The sequence below is a fragment of the Rossellomorea sp. GCM10028870 genome (assembly GCF_042666755.1).
Taxonomy (GTDB): Bacteria; Bacillota; Bacilli; order Bacillales; family Bacillaceae_B; genus Rossellomorea.
This window is the reverse complement of record NZ_JBHTGN010000001.1, coordinates 1,775,356-1,796,599: the sequence shown is the minus strand read 5'-3', so window position 1 is coordinate 1,796,599 and position 21,244 is coordinate 1,775,356. Positions and strand designations below refer to the sequence as shown.

At 39.7% G+C, this 21,244-nt stretch carries 27 protein-coding genes and 1 tRNA gene; 21 read left to right on the top strand and 7 right to left on the bottom strand.

The window, feature by feature from the left end:
• The first annotated feature begins 73 nt into the window (after positions 1–73).
• The 5 genes from mgtE to ACFQWC_RS09230 all read left to right on the top strand — a co-directional run bounded on the left by mgtE (position 74) and on the right by ACFQWC_RS09230 (position 5,460).
• On the top strand, positions 74–1,417 hold the full coding sequence (mgtE, locus tag ACFQWC_RS09250; protein WP_299741279.1) for a magnesium transporter: 1,344 nt from the start codon (positions 74–76) through the stop codon (positions 1,415–1,417).
• A gap of 21 nt (positions 1,418–1,438) precedes the next feature.
• The gene (locus ACFQWC_RS09245; protein WP_299740303.1) at positions 1,439–3,301 is read left to right on the top strand and encodes a monovalent cation:proton antiporter family protein; all 1,863 of its coding nucleotides are present in this window, start codon (positions 1,439–1,441) and stop codon (positions 3,299–3,301) included.
• 112 nt (positions 3,302–3,413) lie between these two features.
• The gene (locus ACFQWC_RS09240; RefSeq protein WP_299740305.1) at positions 3,414–3,899 is read left to right on the top strand and encodes a DinB family protein; all 486 of its coding nucleotides are present in this window, start codon (positions 3,414–3,416) and stop codon (positions 3,897–3,899) included.
• 81 nt (positions 3,900–3,980) lie between these two features.
• Positions 3,981–4,757, top strand: a complete 777-nt coding sequence (gene fabI / locus ACFQWC_RS09235) for an enoyl-ACP reductase FabI (RefSeq protein ID WP_113969974.1) — start codon at positions 3,981–3,983, stop codon at positions 4,755–4,757.
• 148 nt (positions 4,758–4,905) lie between these two features.
• A complete protein-coding gene (locus tag ACFQWC_RS09230; protein WP_299740308.1) occupies positions 4,906–5,460 on the top strand; it encodes a CotO family spore coat protein in 555 nt (184 codons plus the stop codon).
• A 47-nt stretch (positions 5,461–5,507) separates the two neighbouring features.
• On the opposite strand, the gene ACFQWC_RS09225 is transcribed toward ACFQWC_RS09230, so the two are convergent.
• Entirely contained in the window at positions 5,508–5,993 is a 486-nt protein-coding gene (locus ACFQWC_RS09225) for a CotY/CotZ family spore coat protein (RefSeq protein WP_299740310.1), read from the bottom strand.
• Positions 5,994–6,121: 128 nt separating this feature from the next.
• Between ACFQWC_RS09225 and ACFQWC_RS09220 the strand changes: the two genes are divergently transcribed.
• The 10 genes from ACFQWC_RS09220 (at position 6,122) to ACFQWC_RS09175 (ending at position 12,156) form a co-directional block, all read left to right on the top strand.
• Positions 6,122–6,472, top strand: a complete 351-nt coding sequence (locus ACFQWC_RS09220) for a DUF1360 domain-containing protein (RefSeq protein WP_299740312.1) — start codon at positions 6,122–6,124, stop codon at positions 6,470–6,472.
• Positions 6,473–6,737: 265 nt separating this feature from the next.
• Positions 6,738–7,205 carry a sporulation protein gene (locus ACFQWC_RS09215; protein ID WP_299740314.1) on the top strand — a complete coding sequence of 156 codons (468 nt, stop codon included), beginning with the start codon at positions 6,738–6,740 and terminating at the stop codon, positions 7,203–7,205.
• Between the two features lie 12 nt (positions 7,206–7,217).
• Positions 7,218–7,688, top strand: coding sequence for a stage V sporulation protein AC (spoVAC, locus tag ACFQWC_RS09210; RefSeq protein ID WP_299740316.1), 471 nt, complete (start codon positions 7,218–7,220; stop codon positions 7,686–7,688).
• The gene (gene spoVAD, locus ACFQWC_RS09205) at positions 7,688–8,704 is read left to right on the top strand and encodes a stage V sporulation protein AD (RefSeq protein ID WP_299740318.1); all 1,017 of its coding nucleotides are present in this window, start codon (positions 7,688–7,690) and stop codon (positions 8,702–8,704) included. The genes spoVAC and spoVAD overlap by 1 nt, the downstream gene beginning before the upstream one ends.
• A gap of 18 nt (positions 8,705–8,722) precedes the next feature.
• Complete coding sequence (gene spoVAE, locus ACFQWC_RS09200; protein WP_044337663.1) at positions 8,723–9,079, top strand: stage V sporulation protein AE; 357 nt, start codon at positions 8,723–8,725, stop codon at positions 9,077–9,079.
• Between the two features lie 15 nt (positions 9,080–9,094).
• Positions 9,095–9,787, top strand: a complete 693-nt coding sequence (locus tag ACFQWC_RS09195; protein WP_299740322.1) for a DUF421 domain-containing protein — start codon at positions 9,095–9,097, stop codon at positions 9,785–9,787.
• 80 nt (positions 9,788–9,867) lie between these two features.
• Positions 9,868–9,984: a YjcZ family sporulation protein gene (locus ACFQWC_RS09190; protein ID WP_082051146.1), complete on the top strand. Its 117-nt coding sequence runs from the start codon at positions 9,868–9,870 to the stop codon at positions 9,982–9,984.
• 403 nt (positions 9,985–10,387) lie between these two features.
• Positions 10,388–10,648 (top strand): sporulation-specific transcription regulator SpoVIF, encoded by a 261-nt coding sequence (spoVIF, locus tag ACFQWC_RS09185; RefSeq protein ID WP_113970022.1) that lies wholly within the window; start codon positions 10,388–10,390, stop codon positions 10,646–10,648.
• 217 nt (positions 10,649–10,865) lie between these two features.
• Complete coding sequence (locus ACFQWC_RS09180) at positions 10,866–11,144, top strand: hypothetical protein (RefSeq protein ID WP_299740325.1); 279 nt, start codon at positions 10,866–10,868, stop codon at positions 11,142–11,144.
• A gap of 115 nt (positions 11,145–11,259) precedes the next feature.
• On the top strand, positions 11,260–12,156 hold the full coding sequence (locus ACFQWC_RS09175; protein WP_299740327.1) for an MBL fold metallo-hydrolase: 897 nt from the start codon (positions 11,260–11,262) through the stop codon (positions 12,154–12,156).
• On the opposite strand, the gene ACFQWC_RS09170 is transcribed toward ACFQWC_RS09175, so the two are convergent.
• The 4 genes from ACFQWC_RS09170 to ACFQWC_RS09155 form a co-directional block, all read right to left on the bottom strand.
• Positions 12,153–12,827: a DUF421 domain-containing protein gene (locus ACFQWC_RS09170; RefSeq protein ID WP_341357811.1), complete on the bottom strand. Its 675-nt coding sequence runs from the start codon at positions 12,825–12,827 to the stop codon at positions 12,153–12,155. The two genes, ACFQWC_RS09175 and ACFQWC_RS09170, sit on opposite strands and share 4 nt — an antisense overlap.
• Before the next feature lie 130 nt (positions 12,828–12,957).
• Positions 12,958–13,380, bottom strand: coding sequence for a GNAT family N-acetyltransferase (locus tag ACFQWC_RS09165; protein ID WP_299740331.1), 423 nt, complete (start codon positions 13,378–13,380; stop codon positions 12,958–12,960).
• Between the two features lie 3 nt (positions 13,381–13,383).
• The gene (locus ACFQWC_RS09160) at positions 13,384–13,902 is read right to left on the bottom strand and encodes a YjcG family protein (RefSeq protein WP_299740333.1); all 519 of its coding nucleotides are present in this window, start codon (positions 13,900–13,902) and stop codon (positions 13,384–13,386) included.
• Between the two features lie 172 nt (positions 13,903–14,074).
• Positions 14,075–14,800, bottom strand: a complete 726-nt coding sequence (locus ACFQWC_RS09155; RefSeq protein ID WP_299740335.1) for an alpha/beta hydrolase — start codon at positions 14,798–14,800, stop codon at positions 14,075–14,077.
• Positions 14,801–14,951: 151 nt separating this feature from the next.
• Between ACFQWC_RS09155 and ACFQWC_RS09150 the strand changes: the two genes are divergently transcribed.
• The 5 genes from ACFQWC_RS09150 to ACFQWC_RS09130 all read left to right on the top strand — a co-directional run bounded on the left by ACFQWC_RS09150 (position 14,952) and on the right by ACFQWC_RS09130 (position 19,924).
• Complete coding sequence (locus ACFQWC_RS09150) at positions 14,952–15,506, top strand: phosphatidylglycerophosphatase A family protein (RefSeq protein ID WP_377106952.1); 555 nt, start codon at positions 14,952–14,954, stop codon at positions 15,504–15,506.
• A gap of 314 nt (positions 15,507–15,820) precedes the next feature.
• The gene (locus ACFQWC_RS09145) at positions 15,821–16,813 is read left to right on the top strand and encodes a TAXI family TRAP transporter solute-binding subunit (protein ID WP_299740339.1); all 993 of its coding nucleotides are present in this window, start codon (positions 15,821–15,823) and stop codon (positions 16,811–16,813) included.
• Between the two features lie 120 nt (positions 16,814–16,933).
• Positions 16,934–17,452 carry a DUF1850 domain-containing protein gene (locus ACFQWC_RS09140; RefSeq protein WP_299740341.1) on the top strand — a complete coding sequence of 173 codons (519 nt, stop codon included), beginning with the start codon at positions 16,934–16,936 and terminating at the stop codon, positions 17,450–17,452.
• A complete protein-coding gene (locus ACFQWC_RS09135; RefSeq protein WP_299740343.1) occupies positions 17,439–19,424 on the top strand; it encodes a TRAP transporter permease in 1,986 nt (661 codons plus the stop codon). Before ACFQWC_RS09140 ends, ACFQWC_RS09135 begins: the two co-directional genes overlap by 14 nt.
• Before the next feature lie 428 nt (positions 19,425–19,852).
• Positions 19,853–19,924 (top strand) — tRNA-Val (locus ACFQWC_RS09130).
• Positions 19,925–20,154: 230 nt separating this feature from the next.
• On the opposite strand, the gene ACFQWC_RS09125 is transcribed toward ACFQWC_RS09130, so the two are convergent.
• Entirely contained in the window at positions 20,155–20,328 is a 174-nt protein-coding gene (locus ACFQWC_RS09125) for a hypothetical protein (RefSeq protein ID WP_187443334.1), read from the bottom strand.
• A 341-nt stretch (positions 20,329–20,669) separates the two neighbouring features.
• On the opposite strand from ACFQWC_RS09125, the gene ACFQWC_RS09120 reads away from it, so the two are divergent.
• Entirely contained in the window at positions 20,670–20,870 is a 201-nt protein-coding gene (locus tag ACFQWC_RS09120; protein ID WP_034763533.1) for a cold-shock protein, read from the top strand.
• A 162-nt stretch (positions 20,871–21,032) separates the two neighbouring features.
• Here ACFQWC_RS09120 and ACFQWC_RS09115 read toward each other — a convergent pair whose 3' ends face one another.
• A complete protein-coding gene (locus ACFQWC_RS09115) occupies positions 21,033–21,158 on the bottom strand; it encodes a hypothetical protein (RefSeq protein ID WP_299740347.1) in 126 nt (41 codons plus the stop codon).
• Positions 21,159–21,244 lie beyond the last annotated feature (86 nt).

Here is a 21,244-nt window from a genome sequence, read left to right as displayed (position 1 = left end):
AAGAAGGAGGGTGTATATGATGTCTGAAGTAACTCAAGATCAAGAAAAGGAAAGAGATAAGCAGGAAAAAGTAATGTATGATGAAGACCTACTCATTAGAGCCCTTCAAGAAGAAGATCTGGATTTATTTCGTTCAGAGTTTGTACATTTACACTCTTATGACCAAGCGAAATTTTTCTCTAAAATAGAAGAAGATTTACGAAGCCGCCTGTACCATTATCTTTCTCCGGAAGAGATGGCAGAGCTGTTTGAAAGTCTGGATATAGATGAAGAGGATTATCAGGATATATTAGCCGAGATGAATCCTACATATGCTGCTGAAATGCTATCCAATATGTATGCCGATGACGCGGTAGATGTATTGAATGAGTTGGATAAAGATCAGGTTGTTAGTTATTTAACCATAATGGATGATGAATCAGCCAAAGAAATTAAAGAATTACTGCACTATGAAGAGTATACAGCCGGTAGTATCATGACCACTGAGTTTGTCGCCATATCAAAGAATCAGACCGTCCGGTCGGCCATGTATATTTTGAAAAATGAAGCCCCGAATGCTGAAACGATTTACTACATATATGTAGTGGATGATGATAAAAAACTGGTCGGGGTCATCTCTTTAAGGGACCTCATCATCAGCCATGATGAGGTAATGATCGGGGAAATCATGAGTGATCGTGTTATGGCTGTAGGCGTCAGCGAAGATCAGGAGGCTGTCGCGAGACAAATGAAGGATTATGATTTCCTTGCCTTGCCAGTTGTCGATTTTCAGCATCACTTACTTGGGATCATCACGGTGGATGATATTATGGACGTCATGGAAGAAGAGGCATCTGATGACTACTCAAAGTTAGCTGGTATCGCCGATTTGGATTCCATCGACCGAAGTCCATTTAATGCAGCGAAAAAGCGTCTTCCGTGGTTAATTGCATTACTATTTCTTGGAATGTTCACGGCAAGCCTCATCGGGAGATTTGAAGATACGTTAGATAAAGTAGCAATTCTTGCTGTATTTATCCCGTTGATTGCAGGGATGGCTGGTAATACGGGAACCCAGGCCCTTGCCGTAGCCGTAAGAGGGATTGCAACAGGTGATCTGGAGAAGGAAAACAAGATGTCCCTTGTCATCCGTGAAGCGGGAACCGGACTTATTACAGGAACCACATGCGGGATAGTCGTCAGCATCGTTGTCTATGTATGGAAAGGTGAATTCTTCTTAGGCGTACTTGTGGGAGTCTCCGTTTTAGTCTCATTATTTGTTGCGACATTGGCAGGTACATTAGTACCCTTACTTATGCACAAACTAAAAGTGGATCCAGCCGTCGCTTCTGGTCCTTTCATTACGACGATAAATGATATTATCAGTATCCTGATTTATTTTGGATTAGCCACTTTGTTTATGAAATACCTAATATAGAGAGAAGAGGGGGAGGAATAGATGGAACAACATGCATCTGTTACATCACTTGTCATTGTTATTCTAGTAGCATTTTTAACTCCCATATTGCTACATCGATTTAAACTGAATTTTATCCCTGTTGTAATCGCTGAAATTATTATGGGTTTAATAATAGGTAAGAGCGGATTTAATATCGTTCACCAGGACATGTGGTTAGAAACACTGTCTACTTTAGGATTTATTTTTCTTATGTTTTTAAGCGGACTGGAAATTGATTTCACTGCTTTTTCAGGAGGGAAAAAGAAAAAAGAACGGTTACCTAATGGAAAAGAAGAACCGAATCGTCTTAAGGTAGCCACCATTATATTTATTGGGATTTTCTTTGTTTCACTTGGACTGTCTTATCTATTCGTCTTATTCGGACTTATTAATAATGCATTCTTAATGACCTTGATCATTTCAACGATTTCACTGGGAGTAGTCGTTCCTACTCTAAAAGAAGCACATATAATGAAATCGGCCATTGGTCAAATCATTTTGCTTGTAGCGGTTATTGCCGACCTTGTGACAATGATATTACTGGCTGTATTTGTGTCCCTTTACGGTGAAGGTCATGGAAACATGTGGCTTCTTCTGATCCTATTTGGTGTTGGGGTCCTCTTATATTTCCTGGCGAAGAGATTAAAGAACAACTCCTTCATCAAGAGTTTATCAACAGGAACCGTTCAAATCGGTACACGTGCCGTTTTTACATTAATCATCTTATTGGTTGCAGTGTCTGAGACGGTTGGAGCCGAAAACATTCTGGGAGCTTTCCTTGCCGGTGTACTTGTATCATTATTAGCACCGAATCAGGAAATGGTCCATAAGCTTGATTCCTTTGGATATGGATTCCTGATCCCCATATTCTTCGTGATGGTCGGGGTTGAGTTGGATCTTGGATCGCTGCTCAGCGATAAAAAGATGCTGCTGTTAATTCCATTACTGCTTCTTGCATTCCTGGTTTCGAAAGTCATTCCTGTTTACTTGCTGAAGTACTGGTATGATACGAAAACAACGATTGCTTCAGCATTCTTATTAACATCGACACTGTCACTCGTTATTGCTGCTGCGAAAATCGCGGAGAGAATAGAAATTATCACACCACAAATGAGTGGTACGCTCATTTTAGTAGCGGTGATTACATGTATTATTACACCTATATTCTTTAAGAAGCTCTTCCCAAGGGAAAGTGCAAAAGAGAAAAAGCTTAAGATTACATTCTTGGGAGCGAATCAGCTTACAATGCCGGTTTCCAGGGAACTTCATTCCTCCCTTTATGAGCCGGTCTTATATCATACAAAACAAGATAAGTCTGATCGTAATATCGCCGATTCTTTATTTACCATCAACGAAATCGATAATTACGAAATAGACACGCTTGAAGAGAACAACATCTTTGACTCTGATATCATAGTGATTTCAACAGGTGATGAAGAAATAAATGCAACACTTGCCGTCACTGCTAAGGAATATGGTGTCAATCGTGTCATTGTAAGGGTTGAGAGTCCAGACTTACATGAGACTCTGCGTGAACAGGACATTGAAGTATATTCCGTGTTTCTGTCAACGAAAGCCTTATTACGTGCGCTGATCGAGTCACCTTCTGTGATGAATATCCTTACTAACCAAGAAACATCCCTATATGAAATCCGGATGTTAAACAGTCAGTTCGAAGGTATGACACTCAGGAAATTTCCATTCACGGGAGACGTTATCTTTGTTCGGATCTTTAGAGGGAAAGACTCCATTGTTCCTCACGGAGATACAGAACTGCACATGAACGACCGCTTGATTGTGACCGGTTCTAAAGAATATGTAGATGAACTTAAACGCGAGCTTGAATTCTGTGAGTATTGCTAAGAAATAACCAACTTCCCAAGAATTTTTTCTTGGGAAGTTTTATTTTTTAGAGGAGTTTACTCTCTTACCACTAATATCTAATAAGAGAGATATACTAAATGGAGGTAAGTATATGTGGGAAACAAAAGTAATTGAAATCAGGGAAAAGGTGAAAGGGAGTTTCATGGATGTACCTGTAGAGAAGTTGAACGAACAGCCTTCGCCAGAGGAATGGAGCATAGCTCAAATTGTTCTCCATCTGGCTGGAGCTGAAAAAAGATTTTTAACATTGGCTCTCGATTCAGCGGAGAGTCAATCAGGATCAAGTGAAAATCGAGCTGACTTATCCGTGTTTGATGATCCATCTAAAAAATTGAAGGCACCAATCGAACCAACTTCTGAGCCTCAAAAAAAAGAAGCATTGATTTTAGCCTTAGATGAATCCCGGTCACTCACTACACGCTTCCTGGAGTTATACACGAAAGAGGGCTTGAAAAGTCGATCCATGAATCATCATCGATTTGGAAATATGCCCATATGGCAAGTGTTAGAGCTTCTCGGTAAACATGAACAGAGGCATTTAGTTCAAATCGAAGAAGTTAAAAGGCGAATCCTGTAGGAATTCTTCTTTTCTTTTGTGATGGATTACTGTAGAATTAGTAGTAGGTACTAATAACATGTATAAATTAGGAGGATTATAATGACTCTTTCATTAAAAGGTAAAACATATGTCGTTATGGGAGTTGCAAATAAACGCAGTATAGCATGGGGAATTGCCCGATCATTACATCAATCCGGTGCACGGTTGATTTTTACATATGCAGGGGAGCGTTTTGAAAAAGGAGTTAGAGATCTCGCCGGGACATTAGAAGGCGGCGAAGATTCACTTGTTCTGCCTTGTGATGTAACAAGTGATGAAGACATTGAAAAATGCTTTGCAACCATCAAAGAAGAAGTCGGCGTGATCCACGGACTGGCTCATTGTATTGCATTTGCCAATAAAGAAGAGCTGGCTGGAGATTATATGAACACAACAAGAGACGGTTTCCTTCTGGCTCACAACATCAGCTCTTATTCATTGACTGCGGTTGCTAAAGTGGCAAAGGATCTTATGACTGAGGGTGGAAGTATCGTTTCCATGACGTACCTTGGCGGGGAGAGAGTGATGCAAAACTACAACGTGATGGGTGTAGCGAAAGCATCTCTTGAAGCAAGTGTGAAGTATCTTGCCAGTGATCTTGGTAAGCATGGTATTCGAGTGAATGCCATTTCTGCAGGACCAATCCGTACCTTATCTGCTAAAGGTGTAGGTGACTTCAACAGCATCCTGAAAGAAATCGAAGAACGTGCTCCACTTCGCCGCAATACCACACAAGAAGAAGTCGGTGATACGGCTGTATTCCTTTTTAGTGATTATTCAAGAGGCATCACAGGTGAGAACCTGCATGTAGACTCCGGTTATCATGTATTAGGCTAAAAATAAAAATGACAGAACCCAGGTTGCAGAACTTTCTTGTAGCCTGGGTTCTTTTTGTTATGTTTTGATAGTATTTTCAAGAATCTAAGAAGAAACTCATAGGCGCATCCTGCATACATATAAATGTAGAATGAATGGAGGGATAGGATTGAATAGACAGAAAAAGCCACTATTATATATACATCAGCCCAGGTTAAATGATGTGAACAGCAGCAGCATGCAAGAAGTATATAGAGGATCATCGTCAAGAAACGTTCAACCTAAACAAGTAGAAAGAAATGTCCGGCCCGTTGAAAGGAAAAGCACTGAGTTATTTGAAGCTGCCCCTTTAGGGAAGTTAAAACAGCCTGAATATCACACTATTGTAAAAAGAGAAACTGAACCCATAAAAAAAGAGTCACCTAAGAGTGAAGAACCAAAAACCATTCACAGTGAATTAGGGCAAGAGCTTTCACATGACAGTTACTTTAAACCACTTACTCCTTTTAAGGACCTGGATCTGGATGGGAAAATAGAATATATGCAGCAGAGCATAATGGGGAGAGCCCCATTTCCATGTGCGTTTCAAACAGAAGAAGGGGTGTATCGTGGTGTATTAACCAGTGCAGATAGCGCATCCATTGATATAAAAACGTTTCAAGGTGAAGAAATCACTTTGAAAAGAAATTCTATAAAGGCGATTAAAATCATAGGTTTGAAATGAAAGAAGCCAGCCGGAATATCCGACTGGCTTTTTATTCTCGTTACTGATTAGTCACAAACGCCTTCTACTCTAACATCATCGATACATTGGATAGCACAGAAGCAATCCAGATCAACTGTAATACAATCTCCAGTCAATTCGTAGACGAAGTTATTGTTTAACCCCATTAATTCGTCTTCTGATTCTACGTCTGCACCTGTAACGTGAACTTTCTTCAATACTTGAAGTGTTGCACAGCAGTCGTCAAATACGTTCTTCACACGGAAGTAAGGTGTTTTCCAGCAATAATGTTTAGGGTGTACCTTAAATAGGTCTCCTTTTTTATTATAGAGTTTGAAAACACGAGTATTTGGTGCATTTCCAACTGGACTTACTAAAGATCCTAATGGCTCAAGAAAACAATCATTTTTACAATCAAAACAGTCTTGATCTGCTGCATCTTGAACATCTTTAATAGCACGAACAGCAAGGCATACACAACCGCGGTCTCTTGCACCTGCAATGTCATCTTTTCTGTAATTTCCGCAACCCATAAGAATTTTCCTCCTTAAATAATTTTCACTACATTAATAACATATTGTAGAAGAGGAATTTGGGTAACGGACAAATGCCCCTTTTGACTAAATTGGGCTGGATATTAGTTTAAAAAAGGAGTGGAAGTATGGGAATACTTGACATCATTATCTTGGGGCTTGCTGTGTTTAGAATGACTCACCTCATCGTTTTTGACAAAATAACTGAATTTTTGAGATCTCCATTTTTCGATGAAGTACCCGAAATGTCAAAAGATGGGGTGGAAGAAATTTTCCTTTTACCCAAAAAGGGTGGAGTAAAAGGGTTTGTAGGGGAACTAATATCGTGTTATTGGTGTACAGGTATGTGGGTTGCTGTAATTCTATATGTAGGAAATATTTTCATTCCTGTGTTTTTTAACCCGTTTATAACAGTATTGGCAGTTGCTGGTGTTGCTTCCATAATAGAGGCGGCTGTCCAAAGTTGGATAAGGGAATAAATAATTAGGTAATTAGTGGAAACAAGCTTACCCTATTTCACATACAATGAATGTAAGGGGGATGGTAAAGGAGGTCGATTATGATGAAGAATACTTCTGTAAATACCAAGAAACCAACCAACACTCCCATTAAGAAAAAAGGATGCGGTTGTGGAAAAGCGAAGAAAAGATAAAGCTGCTCATATTGGGCAGTCTTTTTTTTTTTCATAAAATCTGACTTTAAGAAAAAAATAAAAGGTGAGTACAAACAAAAGAGGGATATGTCATGAACAAAAAACGAATCATCGTTCCAATTACTTTACTGGTCTTAATAGGATGCGCCAATAAGGAAGATGGAAACGATAGCAAGATTGCGCTTATGAAGAAAACCGATCCACCACCCATTGAATTAGTGGATAATCCTGAAACAGATAGCTACGGTCACGCCATAAAGCGAGAAATATCGAAAATGAAAGAGCTTTATGACGTAGCGGTTATTCAAGGAAAAGAAGAAACGCTCGTTGTATATAAGGTAAAGCACTTACAAAGATTCCATATGAAGAAAATCGAAAAAAAGATGGATCAATATCTAGAAGATAAGTACTCAGGTGAAGACTTTATTTTATCCAGTGATTACAAGATATTCCTTGAAACGATCCGCCTAAAGGAAAAACTAAAGAGAGGTTCAATTTCAAAGAAGGATGCGGAAAAAAAGTTTCAGGAGATTGTAAAGCTTCAAAAGGAAAAGACGTAGGAGGAATGTTTTGTGGGGAAAGTACCAAAAACACCCGAACAGAAAAAGTATGAGCAATTAGAAAAAAAATATGAAACAAAGCGCCCCCTCCTGAAAAATATCATCAAGGCATTCTTTGTTGGGGGCTTCATCTGTTTAATTGGGCAGGCCATTACGTATATGTACATTTATTTCTTCAACTTTACTGAGCAGACGGCAGGAAATCCAACCGTTGCAACGATGGTATTCATAGCGATGCTACTGACCGGATTTGGAGTCTATGATCATATTGGCCAATTTGCCGGAGCTGGTAGTGCGGTTCCGGTAACAGGGTTCGGAAATTCTGTTATTGCAGCAGCCATTGAACATAAAACGGAAGGATATGTTTTAGGGGTAGGCGGTAACATATTTAAATTGGCGGGTTCTGTTATTGTTTTCGGAGTATTTTCTGCTTTTGTCGTTGCATTAATCAAGACGATCTTAATTCAATTGGGGGTGATTTAATGCTTCAAGGTTCAAGGTCATGGGTATTTCCTTCACATCCTGTCATCCTGTCTACCGGTGTCGTTGGCGGCCCCTTTGAAAAGAAAGGGAACTTAGCTGCCGACTTCGATCAGTTTTATGATGACCTCTGGATGGGCCAGAATACGTATGAAAAAGCCAATCGAACACTCATTGAAGATGCCGTTCAAATAGCCCTGGAAAAACAGTCTCTCCAAAAAAGCGATGTACAGTTTTTCTTAACGGGGGATCTTATTAATCAAATTACCCCATCAAGTTTTGCTGCCAGAACCAACGGAATCCCTTACTTCGGTTTATTCGGAGCATGCTCAACGTCCATGGAGGGTTTGGCATTATCTGCATTCCTGGTTAACTATCATGGTGCTCATCATATTGTGACTGGGGCATCAAGCCACAATTCCGCAACAGAGAAACAGTTCCGCTACCCGACTGAATATGGAGGTCAAAAGCCTCCGACTGCACAGTGGACAGTAACAGGTGCGGGGTATGCGGTAATCGGAGAAGGAGCATCAGTCACGACCCCTGCACCGAGAGTTACATCTGCAACCATCGGCAAGGTGATGGATATGGGATTGAAAGATCCCTTTAATATGGGAGGTGCCATGGCACCAGCTGCAGTGGATACGATTGCGGGGCACTTTCAAGATCTGGACAGAGATCCTTCATACTACGACCTGATCATCACGGGAGATCTCGCCAAAATCGGTCGGAAGACGGCTATTGAACTGTTAAGGGAAAAGGGATATAACTTTTCAGAACATCAGTTTCAAGATTGTGGAATGCTGATATATGGAAATGATCAGCCAGTCCAATCTGGAGCCAGTGGCCCAGGGTGTTCAGCTACAGTCCTTTATGGACACCTATTAAATGAAATGAAAAAAGGAACATATAAACGCATTTTAGTTATTGCGACGGGAGCTTTGTTATCACCTCTGACATTTCAACAAGGGGAAACGATCCCCTGTATTGCTCATGCGGTTTCCATCGAATATATGTAAAGGAAAGGAGGAAGCGAAGTGTTAGCAATGTTTTTTTGGGCCTTTACAATAGGCGGGATCATTTGTGTGATTGGTCAATTGCTGTTTGATGTTGCTAAATTAACCCCAGCCCATACACTCAGCTTACTGGTTGTGGCAGGAGCGGTTTTTTCAGGTTTTGGGTTATATGAGCCTCTCATAGATTTTGCCGGAGCAGGGGCGACAATCCCAATAACGAGCTTTGGTAACGCACTGGTCAATGGTGCTATGCAGGAATCACAGGAACATGGGATAGTGGGAGTCCTTACAGGCATGTTTGAAGTGACAAGCTCCGGGATCTCCTCCGCAATCATATTCGGTTTCATTGGAGCTCTCCTTTTTAAGCCAAAAGGATAATAGAGGTGAAGATTGATGCCTGAGTACTTAGAGGTGGCATTACGCAGTATATTCATTTTACTTTCCCTATTCGCCATTACAAAATTATTAGGGAAAAAACAGCTTTCTAAACTCTCCTTTTTTGAGTACATTACAGGAATCACGGTTGGAAGCATTGCAGGGACTCTCTCGATGGATCTGGGCCTGCCATTAAGTGAAGGCCTTATGAGCATCCTCTTATGGTTTACGTTCCCACTCCTGTTCTCCTATTTGTCACTTAAAAGCATTAGGTTTAGACGATTTGCTGAAGGAAAACCAACCGTATTTATAAAAGATGGAAATATCGATGAGAAGGCTTTAAAGAAAGAACAGTATTCCGTTGACGAACTGTTGGAACAATTAAGAAAAAAAGATGTTTTCCGTGCTGCAGATGTCGAGTTCGCTTCACTGGACACCAATGGTGATCTAAGTGTTTTGCTCAAAAAAGAAAAGAGGCCACTTGTTCGAGAAGATATATATAAAATCTCACAAAAAACCACTCCTCCACAGGCTGTCATTTCAGACGGGAAAATAGATGAAGCGGCTCTACAAGAAGTCGGGTTTCCCCTGCCCTGGTTACAAAAAGAACTAACCAAAAGACAATTACAGGTTGAATCCATTTTCCTTGCCCAGCTGGACCGTGAAGGAAATCTGACCTTCGACCTGTACAATTGGACAAACACACAATAATATCTTGAAAAGCCCATACGTATTCCTCTCTGTTTACATATGTTATAAGAGACTAAAGGTAAAAGAGAGGTGATACTAAAATGTATGGATATGGTTACGGTGGCTGCGGTTATGGCGGAGGCGGATATGGTTCAACTTTTGTATTAATCGTTGTGCTTTTCATTCTTTTAATTATCGTTGGAGCTAGCTTCTGTTAGAAAGGGGTACAAAAGGCAGAATCCTCACAGGAGGGATTTTGTCTTTTTGTTTTATTGGGGGAAGCGTCACTTTGAGGATTATGGATACGTTTGAAGTGCCAGGAAAGGTGATGGAAAGTGAGATGAAAATAAACGTGGTGAAGTTGTACCGGTAGGAAGTCGATAATAAAAGGGCCGAAGTCGATAATAAATCAGAAAAGTCGATAATAAACATTCTTATGGCCACTAAATTCAATTACAATACCAAAGAGATTTTCAACCTTCAACGAGTCCTCTAAAAAAATCGTGTAAAGACGATCTAAAATAAATAAAAACATCCTCAATCTTCAAAAAAACCAATTCATAATCACGCTCCTGGGTTTTTTACATATGATGCTTATAGTTAAAAGGAGGCGTTAAGGAAATGAATAATAACTTTTTTAAGAATTTAGAGAAGAAGACAGGCGTTAACATGAACGAAGTGTTAGAGCTTGCGAACTCATTACAAAATGCAAACTTCAAAGATGAAGCAACGGTCAGAAGCGTCATTAAACGCGTATCCAAAATTGCCAATAAACCTGTAAACAAGGAAATGGAAAATAAGATCGTGCAGTCGATTGTGAATGATGGAAAGCAATTAGACTTTGGAACCATTTCCAATATGTTAAATAAGGGGAAGAAATAAAGGTATATATAAATAAAGGAGAATGGACATAAAGATGTGTGCCGGCACGTATTTTATGTTAATTCTCCTTTCTTTTTTGCCTTGGGAGAGTACAATCAAAGCCACCAGGTTGTTCGTTATACATAGGTCTGCAAAGTCTCAGCATACGAACGGGAAGCCACCAGAAAGTTTATTGCACAACCTTAAATGGGTAACTACTACCAAGGAGGTAATGAAAGTGGGATACATCGCACCAATTCCTCACCATCAGTATAAACAGTATCAAGAGCGCGAATTAAAAGTTGAAAAACATCCGTTCACCTATCTCCCCGTCCAATCAGTGAAGCCCATGAAAAATAAATCTCAAGCACATCCTGAAGAGACAGGAACATCCAATCATGTATATCGATCAAAACAACGCAAAACTTCATACCAAGCATTCACTAAACCGTCCATCCCGTCAAAATTATTAGCCCAGTTAACAGGAAAAGGAAACCATTTTAACGAATATGTATAAAGAAGTTTAAGGGGGTCACTTATAGGCAAATTGAAAAATCCCAAAAGGTGCAGCCTTCCTTAGGGTTTTTTTATTTAACTGATCTTGAGCTCCTGACATATCTGGAGGTAATAACTTGAAACTACAAAGCCTTACTGAGCATTGCTATGCATTTACAGGAAGCGTTACGATAGGTTACTGCGTGAAAGAAGGAAAGGGTCTCCTCATAGACTGCGGACTGGATGATGCATCGATGAAGAAAGTGATCAAAATAATAAAAAATGAAGGCCTGCCCCTGAATTATTGTGTGATCACTCATGCCCACGCAGATCATTTTGGCGGAGCTCACTACCTGAAAAAAAAATACGAGATCCAATTATTTGCTCCTAAAATAGAAAAAGCGATTATAGAGAATTCGATATTGGAGCCCATTTATCTGTTTAATGGAGCAAATCCCATAAAAGATTTGAGAAATAAATTTCTAGAAGGACAATCAGTGGCCGTTGATGATGAATTGAATGTTGGTGAAAATAGCATTGGCCCTTTCATTTTCGAAGCAATTGACTTACCGGGACATTCATATGGTCAGGTGGGACTCCTTATGGATGGTATTTTATATGCGGCGGACAGTTATTTTGGCAGGGAGACGTTGGAAAAACATGTTGTTCCGTTTATTGTGGATGCGGATCAAACCCTGGATTCATTAAAAAAACTCCTTCACATTACATGCAAAGGAGCAATTCCAGGTCACGGAAACTATGAAGAGAGCTATGTTGAAACGGTCCAAGAGAATATCGATCTTCATGAAGAACGAATGAACTCACTTCTCACACTTGTGAATGAGAGTTCAGAAGGTTGTTCCTTTGAAAAAGTAGTAAAAGAGTATTTGCAGTTACATAAAATAACTGTATCGAATGTGGGGCAATGGCTCTTGTTCAGAACGTCGGTGACGGCTTATCTTACCAGTCTTGAAAGAAAGAAACTCCTATCCTTCACGATAAGAGAGAATGAACTCATCGTTATGCCCCATTAATACCCTTGGACTAACAGGCTTTCTCCTTCTTCCCATTCGGCATATAAAACGTCTTCGGAAGAGAGGAAGCCTTGTTTTTTTATTTCATTCAACAGCCAATCCTCTTTTTGCTCGGCTAGCTTTAAATTATCATAAACGATTTCTCCGTCCACGATTAAAGATAGTGGGAGAGTAGCTGTTTTCGCAGGGATATTCAGGTCTTGGCGCTGAACGATTTCATAAAGGGGCTTTCTAATGACACTTAGTGTACCGTCAGACTCTAATAGGGCATATTCACATTCCCTGACTGAGAAAATATCTTTAGCACGAAGTAAATGCTGAAGCTGATTAAGATCTAAGTGATTCTTCTTGAGTTCATCAAAGTTAATCTTCCCTTTATTAATGATCAATGCAGGTGTTCCTTCCAGCATATGGCGGAATCGTCTCGATTTCTGAGTGAAATACTCCGTGAAAAAGATCAAGCTGCCCCAAATGAAAATGGCTGTAAGGATCGGAAGCACACTGACTTTGCCATCATAAAGGGAGTTACCTACAAGTTCACCTAATATTAGTGCTGAAATGAAATCAAAAGCAGATATTTGTGTGATTTGAGTCTTACCAAGGATTTTTGTAAGAATCAATAAGGCAAAATATCCTACGATTAACTCGACGGCAATCGACATGAATTCCATAAGGATCCCCCTTCCCATACACTATCTCATTATCGACGAGTTGATAATGTAATATACTTCTTTATATGGGAATTGATAAAGCAAAAAAGGAACAAGCAATTAAGCTGATCTGCTTAATTGCTTGTTCCTTTTAGATATCCTTTTTCATCGCTTTATGAGGGATCCCTGCGTCCAGAAATTCATCAGACGTAACTTTGTAGTCTAAGCTCTCATAAAAAGGGATTGCATATGTTTGAGCATTTAATTTTAATTGAGATAAGGGCTGTTGCTTAGCGTATTCTTCGATGGCGAGCATGATTTCACGACCTGCTCCTTTTCCTCTGGCAGACTCTAAAACGCATATTCTTTCCACTTTCCCGATTCCGTCGAGAATACGGAATCGACCGGCACCTACTGCGTGGTTTTGATCGTAGAGGACAAAGTGTGTGGAATCATTTTCGAATTCATCGATTTCTTCTTCAAGGGGAACCTTTTGTTCTTCCACAAACACTGTCTTTCTTATGTTGAATACCTCTTGGATTTGATCTTCTGTTTTGGCAACTTCGACTTTCAACTCTTACTCTTCCTTTCCTAAACGGAAGGTTTCGTATACTGTCCAAGACCCGTTTTCTAATTGATACAACAAGTGAAATCGGTCAATGGTTTCTTCATGATCGATTCCAAGCATACGCAATGATCCGAAAATATCGGAGTGTTCATCATTTGAAAGCTTTTGTGCGACAGTTATGTGAGGAACGAAAGCGAATTCCGGCTCGTCACCCATGAAGTTTTGACTATGCATGTCATCGTGTAACCCTTGCAGTTCAGGAGTGGAGTTCACCTTGAAATAGATTACATTGTTCACAGGCTGAAAAGAACTTACTTTATACACTTTAAGATTGAATGGATCATATTTCTTTGAAATAGCAGCTAATTTATTAGCGATATCTTTGATTTGATCATCATCTGCACTAAAGACATTTTTTAATGTCAAATGTGGTGGAACTAAAGCATAATGAGGATCATAACGTTTCCTATAAGAGTTTGCGATATCTTGTAGCTTTTTCGATGGGAAAATGACTATACCATAATTCATTTTCTTCAATCCTCCTCTATTTAACTATCTTTGTAATATGTATAGTATAGCAAATTTTTCAAAAATTTAATATAGGGCGAACGAAAGAGGGAAGGTACTTTTCAATATGCAGAAAATAGCTTCCCTCCGTTCATTTGATGAGTATGCTTGAAAGAGGTGAACGAACAATTGTTTAGCTGAACATCATCTTTAAGGCACGTCTTAGATCAGGCTGCCAGTGTTTCCAGGTGTGGTCCCCGTCAAATTCATCATAAAAGGAAGAGAATCCATTATGATCGAATGTTTCGTGAAGCTGACGGTTTGGATTTAAGAAGTCTTTGACTTTCCCGTCCGTCGTTTTCACCTCTGTTTCTTGCTGACCAATGATATGGTAAATGCTTAATAGGTGAGGTTGTGAGAAGTTTTCCACTGCTTCTAACACTTTCTCGTTGACGAAAGGTGACTGAAGAAGAACCTTGCCAAATGTATTTGGATATTTCAATGCGGTCATTAGTGAAACGGTCGCTCCTAATGAATCACCAACCAGGGCACGTCCCATCCCCATATGATAGGTAGGATAATGCTCATCCAGATACGGGACCAATTCATGTGCTAAAAAGCGGATGTAAGCATCATTTTCTTCACCGTGCGGGTGATATTTTCTTCTGCGATCCTCAACATTTTTATAAGGAACCCCGACGATGATCATGTTTTCAATTTCCCTATTCCCGAGAAGTTCATCGACTAATCTAGGTATTCTTCCAAGTTGGAAGTAGTCTTTACCATCCTGGGTAATCAGGAGTGAATATTTATAGAGGGGAGAAAAAGTAGCTGGAAGGTATACGAGCATCTTGATCTCTTCATTCAATTCTTTACTAAAGAGGTTTAATTCGGTTACAGTTCCTCTTGCGGTTGTCATGACGATAGCCTCCTATAATCAGTGTTAACGTTTACAGAAAGATTGTATCATATTCTCTAGGATAATTCCCTAAAGCGGATTGCAATACGAAAATTCAAAACAATGCTATAATTTAAGTAAGTTGATGGACTGTTTAGAAAGGGGTATCAGAATGAGCAAACCTGTACATTCAAGAGATGTAACCAAAGCTGCCTTACAAAGGCTGAAAGATAGGGGCGTATTAATAGAGGATATTGCTGAAATCGTCTATGAAATGCAGTATCCATATAATAATGGATTAAATATGGAAGATTGTATCGACAGTGTGAAGAAAGTGTTGTTGAAAAGGGAGATTCAGCATGCGATCCTCGTAGGGGTGGAATTAGATCAACTTGCTGAGGAGAAGAAGCTTTCCGAGCCCCTTCAATCGATTGTGGAATCAGATGAGGGCTTATTTGGAGTAGACGAGACCATTGCATTGGGTGCAGCACTTGGTTATGGAAGCATCGCTGTTACCACTTTTGGTCATCTTGACAAAAATAAGATTGGCATCATCCGCGACTTGGATACGAAGAACGGGAAGGGTATACATACCTTTTTAGATGATATCGTGGCAAGTATTGCGGCGAATGCATCTTCAAGAATTGCACATAGCTTGAGGGATCGTGAAGAAAATATCTCGGAAGAAGATAAGATGAAGTTTGAGGATGAAGAGTTAATAGGTTAGAATGTACTTTGATATATAACAGATGGACTGAAGAGGAGTGATTCTTTTTCAGTCTTTTTTATATGGACAAATATCTGTGATGGATGAAAAAAGGGTCGGGAAATGTAACCGCTTTATACATTCTCTATACATTTGTGAAATGACTGACAAGATTGGAACAAGCCACATTACAGGTCCCGATCGCAAAATTGGGTGTGAAGATAGTTTTTTTATGAAAAATGTTAAAGGTTTATGTATTTGATTTGACAAGATTGTTACAGACTGTGTTACAATTATTTCGTTAACGTATAAAATTTAATAGGGGGAATTAGAATATGAAAAAACGCAGTTTATTTCTAAGCACTGCACTACTTCTAGTTCTATCTGTCATTCTTGCTGCATGTGGCGGCGGATCAGGTGGAGGATCATCTGAGGGTGAAGGTAACAAAGAGGTTGACTTCATTGGAATTGCTACAGGTGGAACAGGGGGTACATATTACCCGTTAGGCGGAACATTTGCTAAAATCATTCAAGATGAAACAGGAATTAAAGCATCTGCTTCAACATCTGGTGCATCTGCGGAAAATATGGCATCTATTAAAGATGGAAAAACTGAAATCGCTTTTACACAAACAGATATCGCTTCTTATGCATCTGAAGGAACAGAAATGTTCAGCGATAACAAGGTAGAAAATGCACGTGGAATTGCTACTCTTTATCCTGAAACGATTCAAATCGTTACAACAAAGGATTCAGGTATCCAGTCAGTTGAAGATTTAAAGGGTAAAGTCGTTTCAGTCGGTGAAGCAGGATCAGGAACTTTACTTAATGCGAAACAAATCCTGGAAGTTCACGGAATCACTTTAGAAGATTTAGAGGCTCGTAACTTATCATTTGATGATTCAACAACAGGTATCCAAGATGGTACAATCGATGCAGCGTTCATCACTTCAGGTACGCCAACAGGAGCGGTTGAAGGGTTAGCAGCAACGGAAGACATCGCAATCGTACCAGTTGAATCCGGCAAAATCAGTGAGCTGATCGAAAAATATCCGTACTACTCCGAGGACGAAATTCCTTCTGGGACGTACAGTAAAGTCGATGAGGCAGTTACAACAGTTGCTGTTCGTGCAATGTTAGTAACAAATGCTGATATTTCCGAAGATGTAATCTATGATGTTACAAAAGCCATTTTTGAAAATACAGATGCAATCACTCATGCCAAAGGTAAGTTAATCAAGGCTGAAGATGGACTGAAGGGTATGGGAATTGAATTACATCCTGGTGCGAAGAAATACTTTGATGAAAAAGGCGTTTCAATGGAATAGATCCACACCAGCAGATAGACGAAGGGATAGGCCGCGTAAAACGGTCTATTCTTTTGTTTTGGTATAGGCTAAAAATATGGTAAGTAAAGCAGTAGTAAATGGAATGGTGGGGACTTTGTTATGAAGAAAATTACATTCATAGGAACAATTCTCATTATTCTTGCTCTTTTATTCATCACTTTTATTCCCTTTCAAACATATCTGGTAATCGAACCGAGGAGTACGGAGGGTGATCCTGTCAATTTCAGACTACCTGATGATCATACATTTTCGGTTCGTTACACTCATTCTATCCATCTCTCAGAAGTAGAAGAGTTTTATCGCCAATCTACAGATCAAATTCAACAAACAAAGCTACTTTATGAGGATACTGCCATTGGCATGCCTGCAAATGCAGAAGGAAATGAACACTTTGAAGTAACAAAGGAAGGAAAATACTTAATTTCAAATATGAATAAAGTGTTTCCGTACATTGATATCCGAATCGGGCAAGTAGTTGCCAATCATCGACTCGTGGTTGATGGTAAGGCCTATCCTTTAGCCGACTATTTCGATAAAGGGTCTGTTGTTCGGGTACAATTAAAGAAACAATCACTTTATGATCAGTGGAAAGGAGTGACTGTTGTTGGAAAAAGATAAAGAATTCGAATCATTAACCTCCGAACAACAACAAGAACTACTAGAAAAATATGATCCTGAATCATCAACGAGAAAGCTGCATCATGGACTGTTCAAATGGGTTATATTCTTTGGTTTATTAGCATTTTCATTATTTCAATTAGTAGCATCAATCTTTCAATTCATCCCTAGACAATTATTATTATCCATACATCTAGGGTTCGCTTTATCACTTGTCTTTCTGTTATTCCCGGCAAGAAAGAAAAATTTACGTAAAGATAAAGTGGCTTGGTATGATGTCGTTCTCTCTATCATATCTGTCGGAATTGGAGCGTATTGGCCGATTATGCAGGACGACATTGTCAGCAGAGTGGGATTAATGACATCGCTTGATTTTTATGTTGGTTTTGCTGCGATGATCTTAGTATTAGAAGCAACCCGTCGTGCTGTCGGCTTGCCCATCACCATTATTGCCTCTTCATTCATTCTCTATATGTATTATGGAAGATTGATGCCTGGATTCCTGGCACATAGAGGCTATGATTGGGACGATATCGTTAAAACGATGTTCTTCACAAGTGAAGGGATTCTTGGAACGCCATTATATGTTTCAGCAACCTTCATCTTCCTGTTCTTGTTATTCGGTGCCTTCCTCGTTAAAACCGGCGTGGGTCAATACTTTAATGATCTGGCTGTTGCGATCGCCGGTAAACGCACTGGTGGTCCTGCAAAGGTTGCCATATTCTCGAGTGCATTGCAAGGAACGATCAGCGGAAGTTCCGTTGCGAACGTTGTAACATCTGGTTCCTTTACGATTCCAATGATGAAAAAGCTTGGCTATCGTAAAGAGTTTGCAGGTGGAGTAGAGGCAGCAGCATCAACGGGTGGCCAGTTAATGCCCCCAATCATGGGAGCTGCAGCATTCCTAATGGTTGAATTCATCGGTGGTATCTCTTACTGGGATATTGCAAAGGCTGCCACCATTCCTGCTCTTTTGTATTTCACAGGAATTTGGATTATGACTCATTTTGAAGCGAAGCGCATCGGTCTTCGGGGACTTTCAGACGAAGAAATGCCGAATCGTAAAGAAGTTTTAAAGAAAATCTACTTATTAATGCCGATTCTTACGGTCATTATTTTATTAGTCAGTGGTATGAGTGTTATGCGTGCAGCACTTTGGTCAATTGTTGCTACAATCGTGATTAGTGCGATTCGAAAAGAGACAAGGATTGGCTTTAAAGATGCAGTCGACGCACTAGTAGATGGTGCTCGGACTGCTCTTTCCGTAGCTGTAGCGACTGCTGCTGCAGGGATGATTGTCGGGGTAGTGACGAAAACCGGATTAGGCCTTACACTTGCGAATGGTTTGGTTGACCTTGCTGCAGACTTAACAAATTCAACAGAAGGTAAATTAATCCTGACATTGGTGTTTACGATGATTGCATCGATTGTGTTGGGAATGGGATCACCAACAACGGCCAACTATGTAATCACGTCCACAATCGCGGCACCTGCGATCATCCTGTTAGGTGCACCTGAGTTAGCGGCTCATTTATTTGTCTTTTACTTTGGTATCATCGCAGATATCACGCCACCAGTGGCTCTTGCAGCATTTGCCGCCGCAGGGGTATCAGGAGGGGAGCCGATACGGACCGGGGTCAATTCTGCCAAATTAGCGATTGCCGCCTTTATCATTCCGTATATGTTCGTACTGTCTCCTGAGTTGCTTATGATTGATACAACAATCCCTGAATTATTATGGGTTGTATTTACCGCCATTACGGGAATGATGGCCATTGGTGCAGGTATGATTGGATATTGGTACCGAAGAGTGTATATTATAGAACGTTTTCTTTGTGTAGCAGCTGGATTAATGCTGATCTATCCAGAGGGCATGACAGATATCTTAGGATTAATCCTGTTCGGTGTAATGTTGGCTTTACAATTCTTCATTAAAAGGGAAGACAAAACACCAACGAAAGCAACAGCATAAACAAACGTGAGGCTGGCCCTTTATAGGGTCAGCCTCTTGTATTTTAGTTACCAACTAGGATATAGTTCGTTTCTCATAACAAAGAAGGGGATAAGCGGCCAAAATATCATGTAGTCTGAATCGGCGAAACGCTTCTCGTAAAAAGCAATAGGCCAGAATAATGTCCCCATCGATTTTTTTTACTATGATTTTTCTTTTCGTACAAATGGACTCAGGATTCATATAGATTATTTCAATGGGGCGTTGGTCCATGAATGAGCGATGTAATACCGTATACATTTTTGAACTCCTCTCCTGGAAGTATACTCATAGTATATACGAACGAATGTTCTTCTATACATGGATTCCCAGAAGAAAAATGTATAGAACAAAAAAATGATTGACATTTTTCCCATTATGACTATAATTTAATATATACCTTCCATTGCGACTTGTTAGCTCAGTGGGAGAGCACTTCCTTGACAGGGAAGGGGTCGTGGGTTCGAATCCCTCACAGGTCATACATAAAGAAAGCCTGCACCTTATTTAAGGTGCAGGCTTTCTTCTTTTATATGTAGATCAGTCTTTTATAAAGAACTCTCAGAGTTAAAGGTCAGCGCCGAGGAAAGCGAGCTTCCTGCAGCGGAAATCAACTACCACACATATTGTGAAAAGAGGCAAGTAAAAAGGACTCTGTTGGAATTCACGTAAGAGTCCTTGCCAAAATCATATTATGATATGATCAATTCTTTTAATTGACTTCTAATTCTTCCTCAAAATAAAACGTGCCGGGATGTTCTTTTACGATATATGAGTATCGCTTCATGTTTTTAACGTATTGCCATTTCAATATTGTCACTGTTTCGCCAGTTTCCTTTATCGTAACCATTGCGCCATTACTAAACCGATTTTTTGTGGATTTCATTGGGCACTCCCTTTCATATTCTCTTATTATACCACAGGTTACCCTTCATTTTAGACTCCCATTAGTGATAAATCTTGATAAAAATATTGTTAGCGCTTTAAAGGGCATAAGGGCAGTATTCATTAGTCATACCAAGAAACCCTTTGATGGGGGAAGTTTGTCTCAAGAGGTCTGACTTTCAAAACTTCTCCTTGAAGAACTTGCTTATTTGTTTCATTACTGTTATTCTATAGAAGAATTATTTTTGTCCGGTATACGAGGGAAGAACAAGATTTGGTTTTCACCTGATATCGCAAGAATAGTAATACATTGTGTGTAACGCACTTTAGGAGGCAACAAACATGGAAAATGGTAAAGTAAAATGGTTTAACGCAGAAAAAGGTTTCGGATTCATCGAAGTAGAAGGTGGAGACGACGTATTCGTACACTTCTCAGCGATCCAAGGTGAAGGTTTCAAATCTCTTGACGAAGGTCAAGAAGTATCTTTCGACGTAGAACAAGGTGCTCGTGGACCACAAGCAGCTAACGTACGTAAAGCATAATCTAACTTTACAACTCCAAAAACAGACTCATTCGTGAGTCTGTTTTTTTATGGAGATATTTAAATGACCCGGGCTAAATAAAAGAACCGATGCACGTCAGTCGGGTATGCCCCAATGAAACCGGACACTTGTAAAAACAGCTTCCTTCACATTTCCTGCTATTTATTTTCCTAAATCTTTCTTTGTCATTTCACTGCGAATATTGAGTTCTTTCGAGAATTCAGTATCGCTTTTTTTGTTGTTTGGGTATTTATTTTTTCGTTCACGATTATCATTTTTATTAGTCATCGTTGTTTCCTCCTAAATTGTTAATGGTTGTTTCATTCTTATTCTTTACAAGTGATATTTCGTTATCCTTGGTAAGTAAGGGAAGG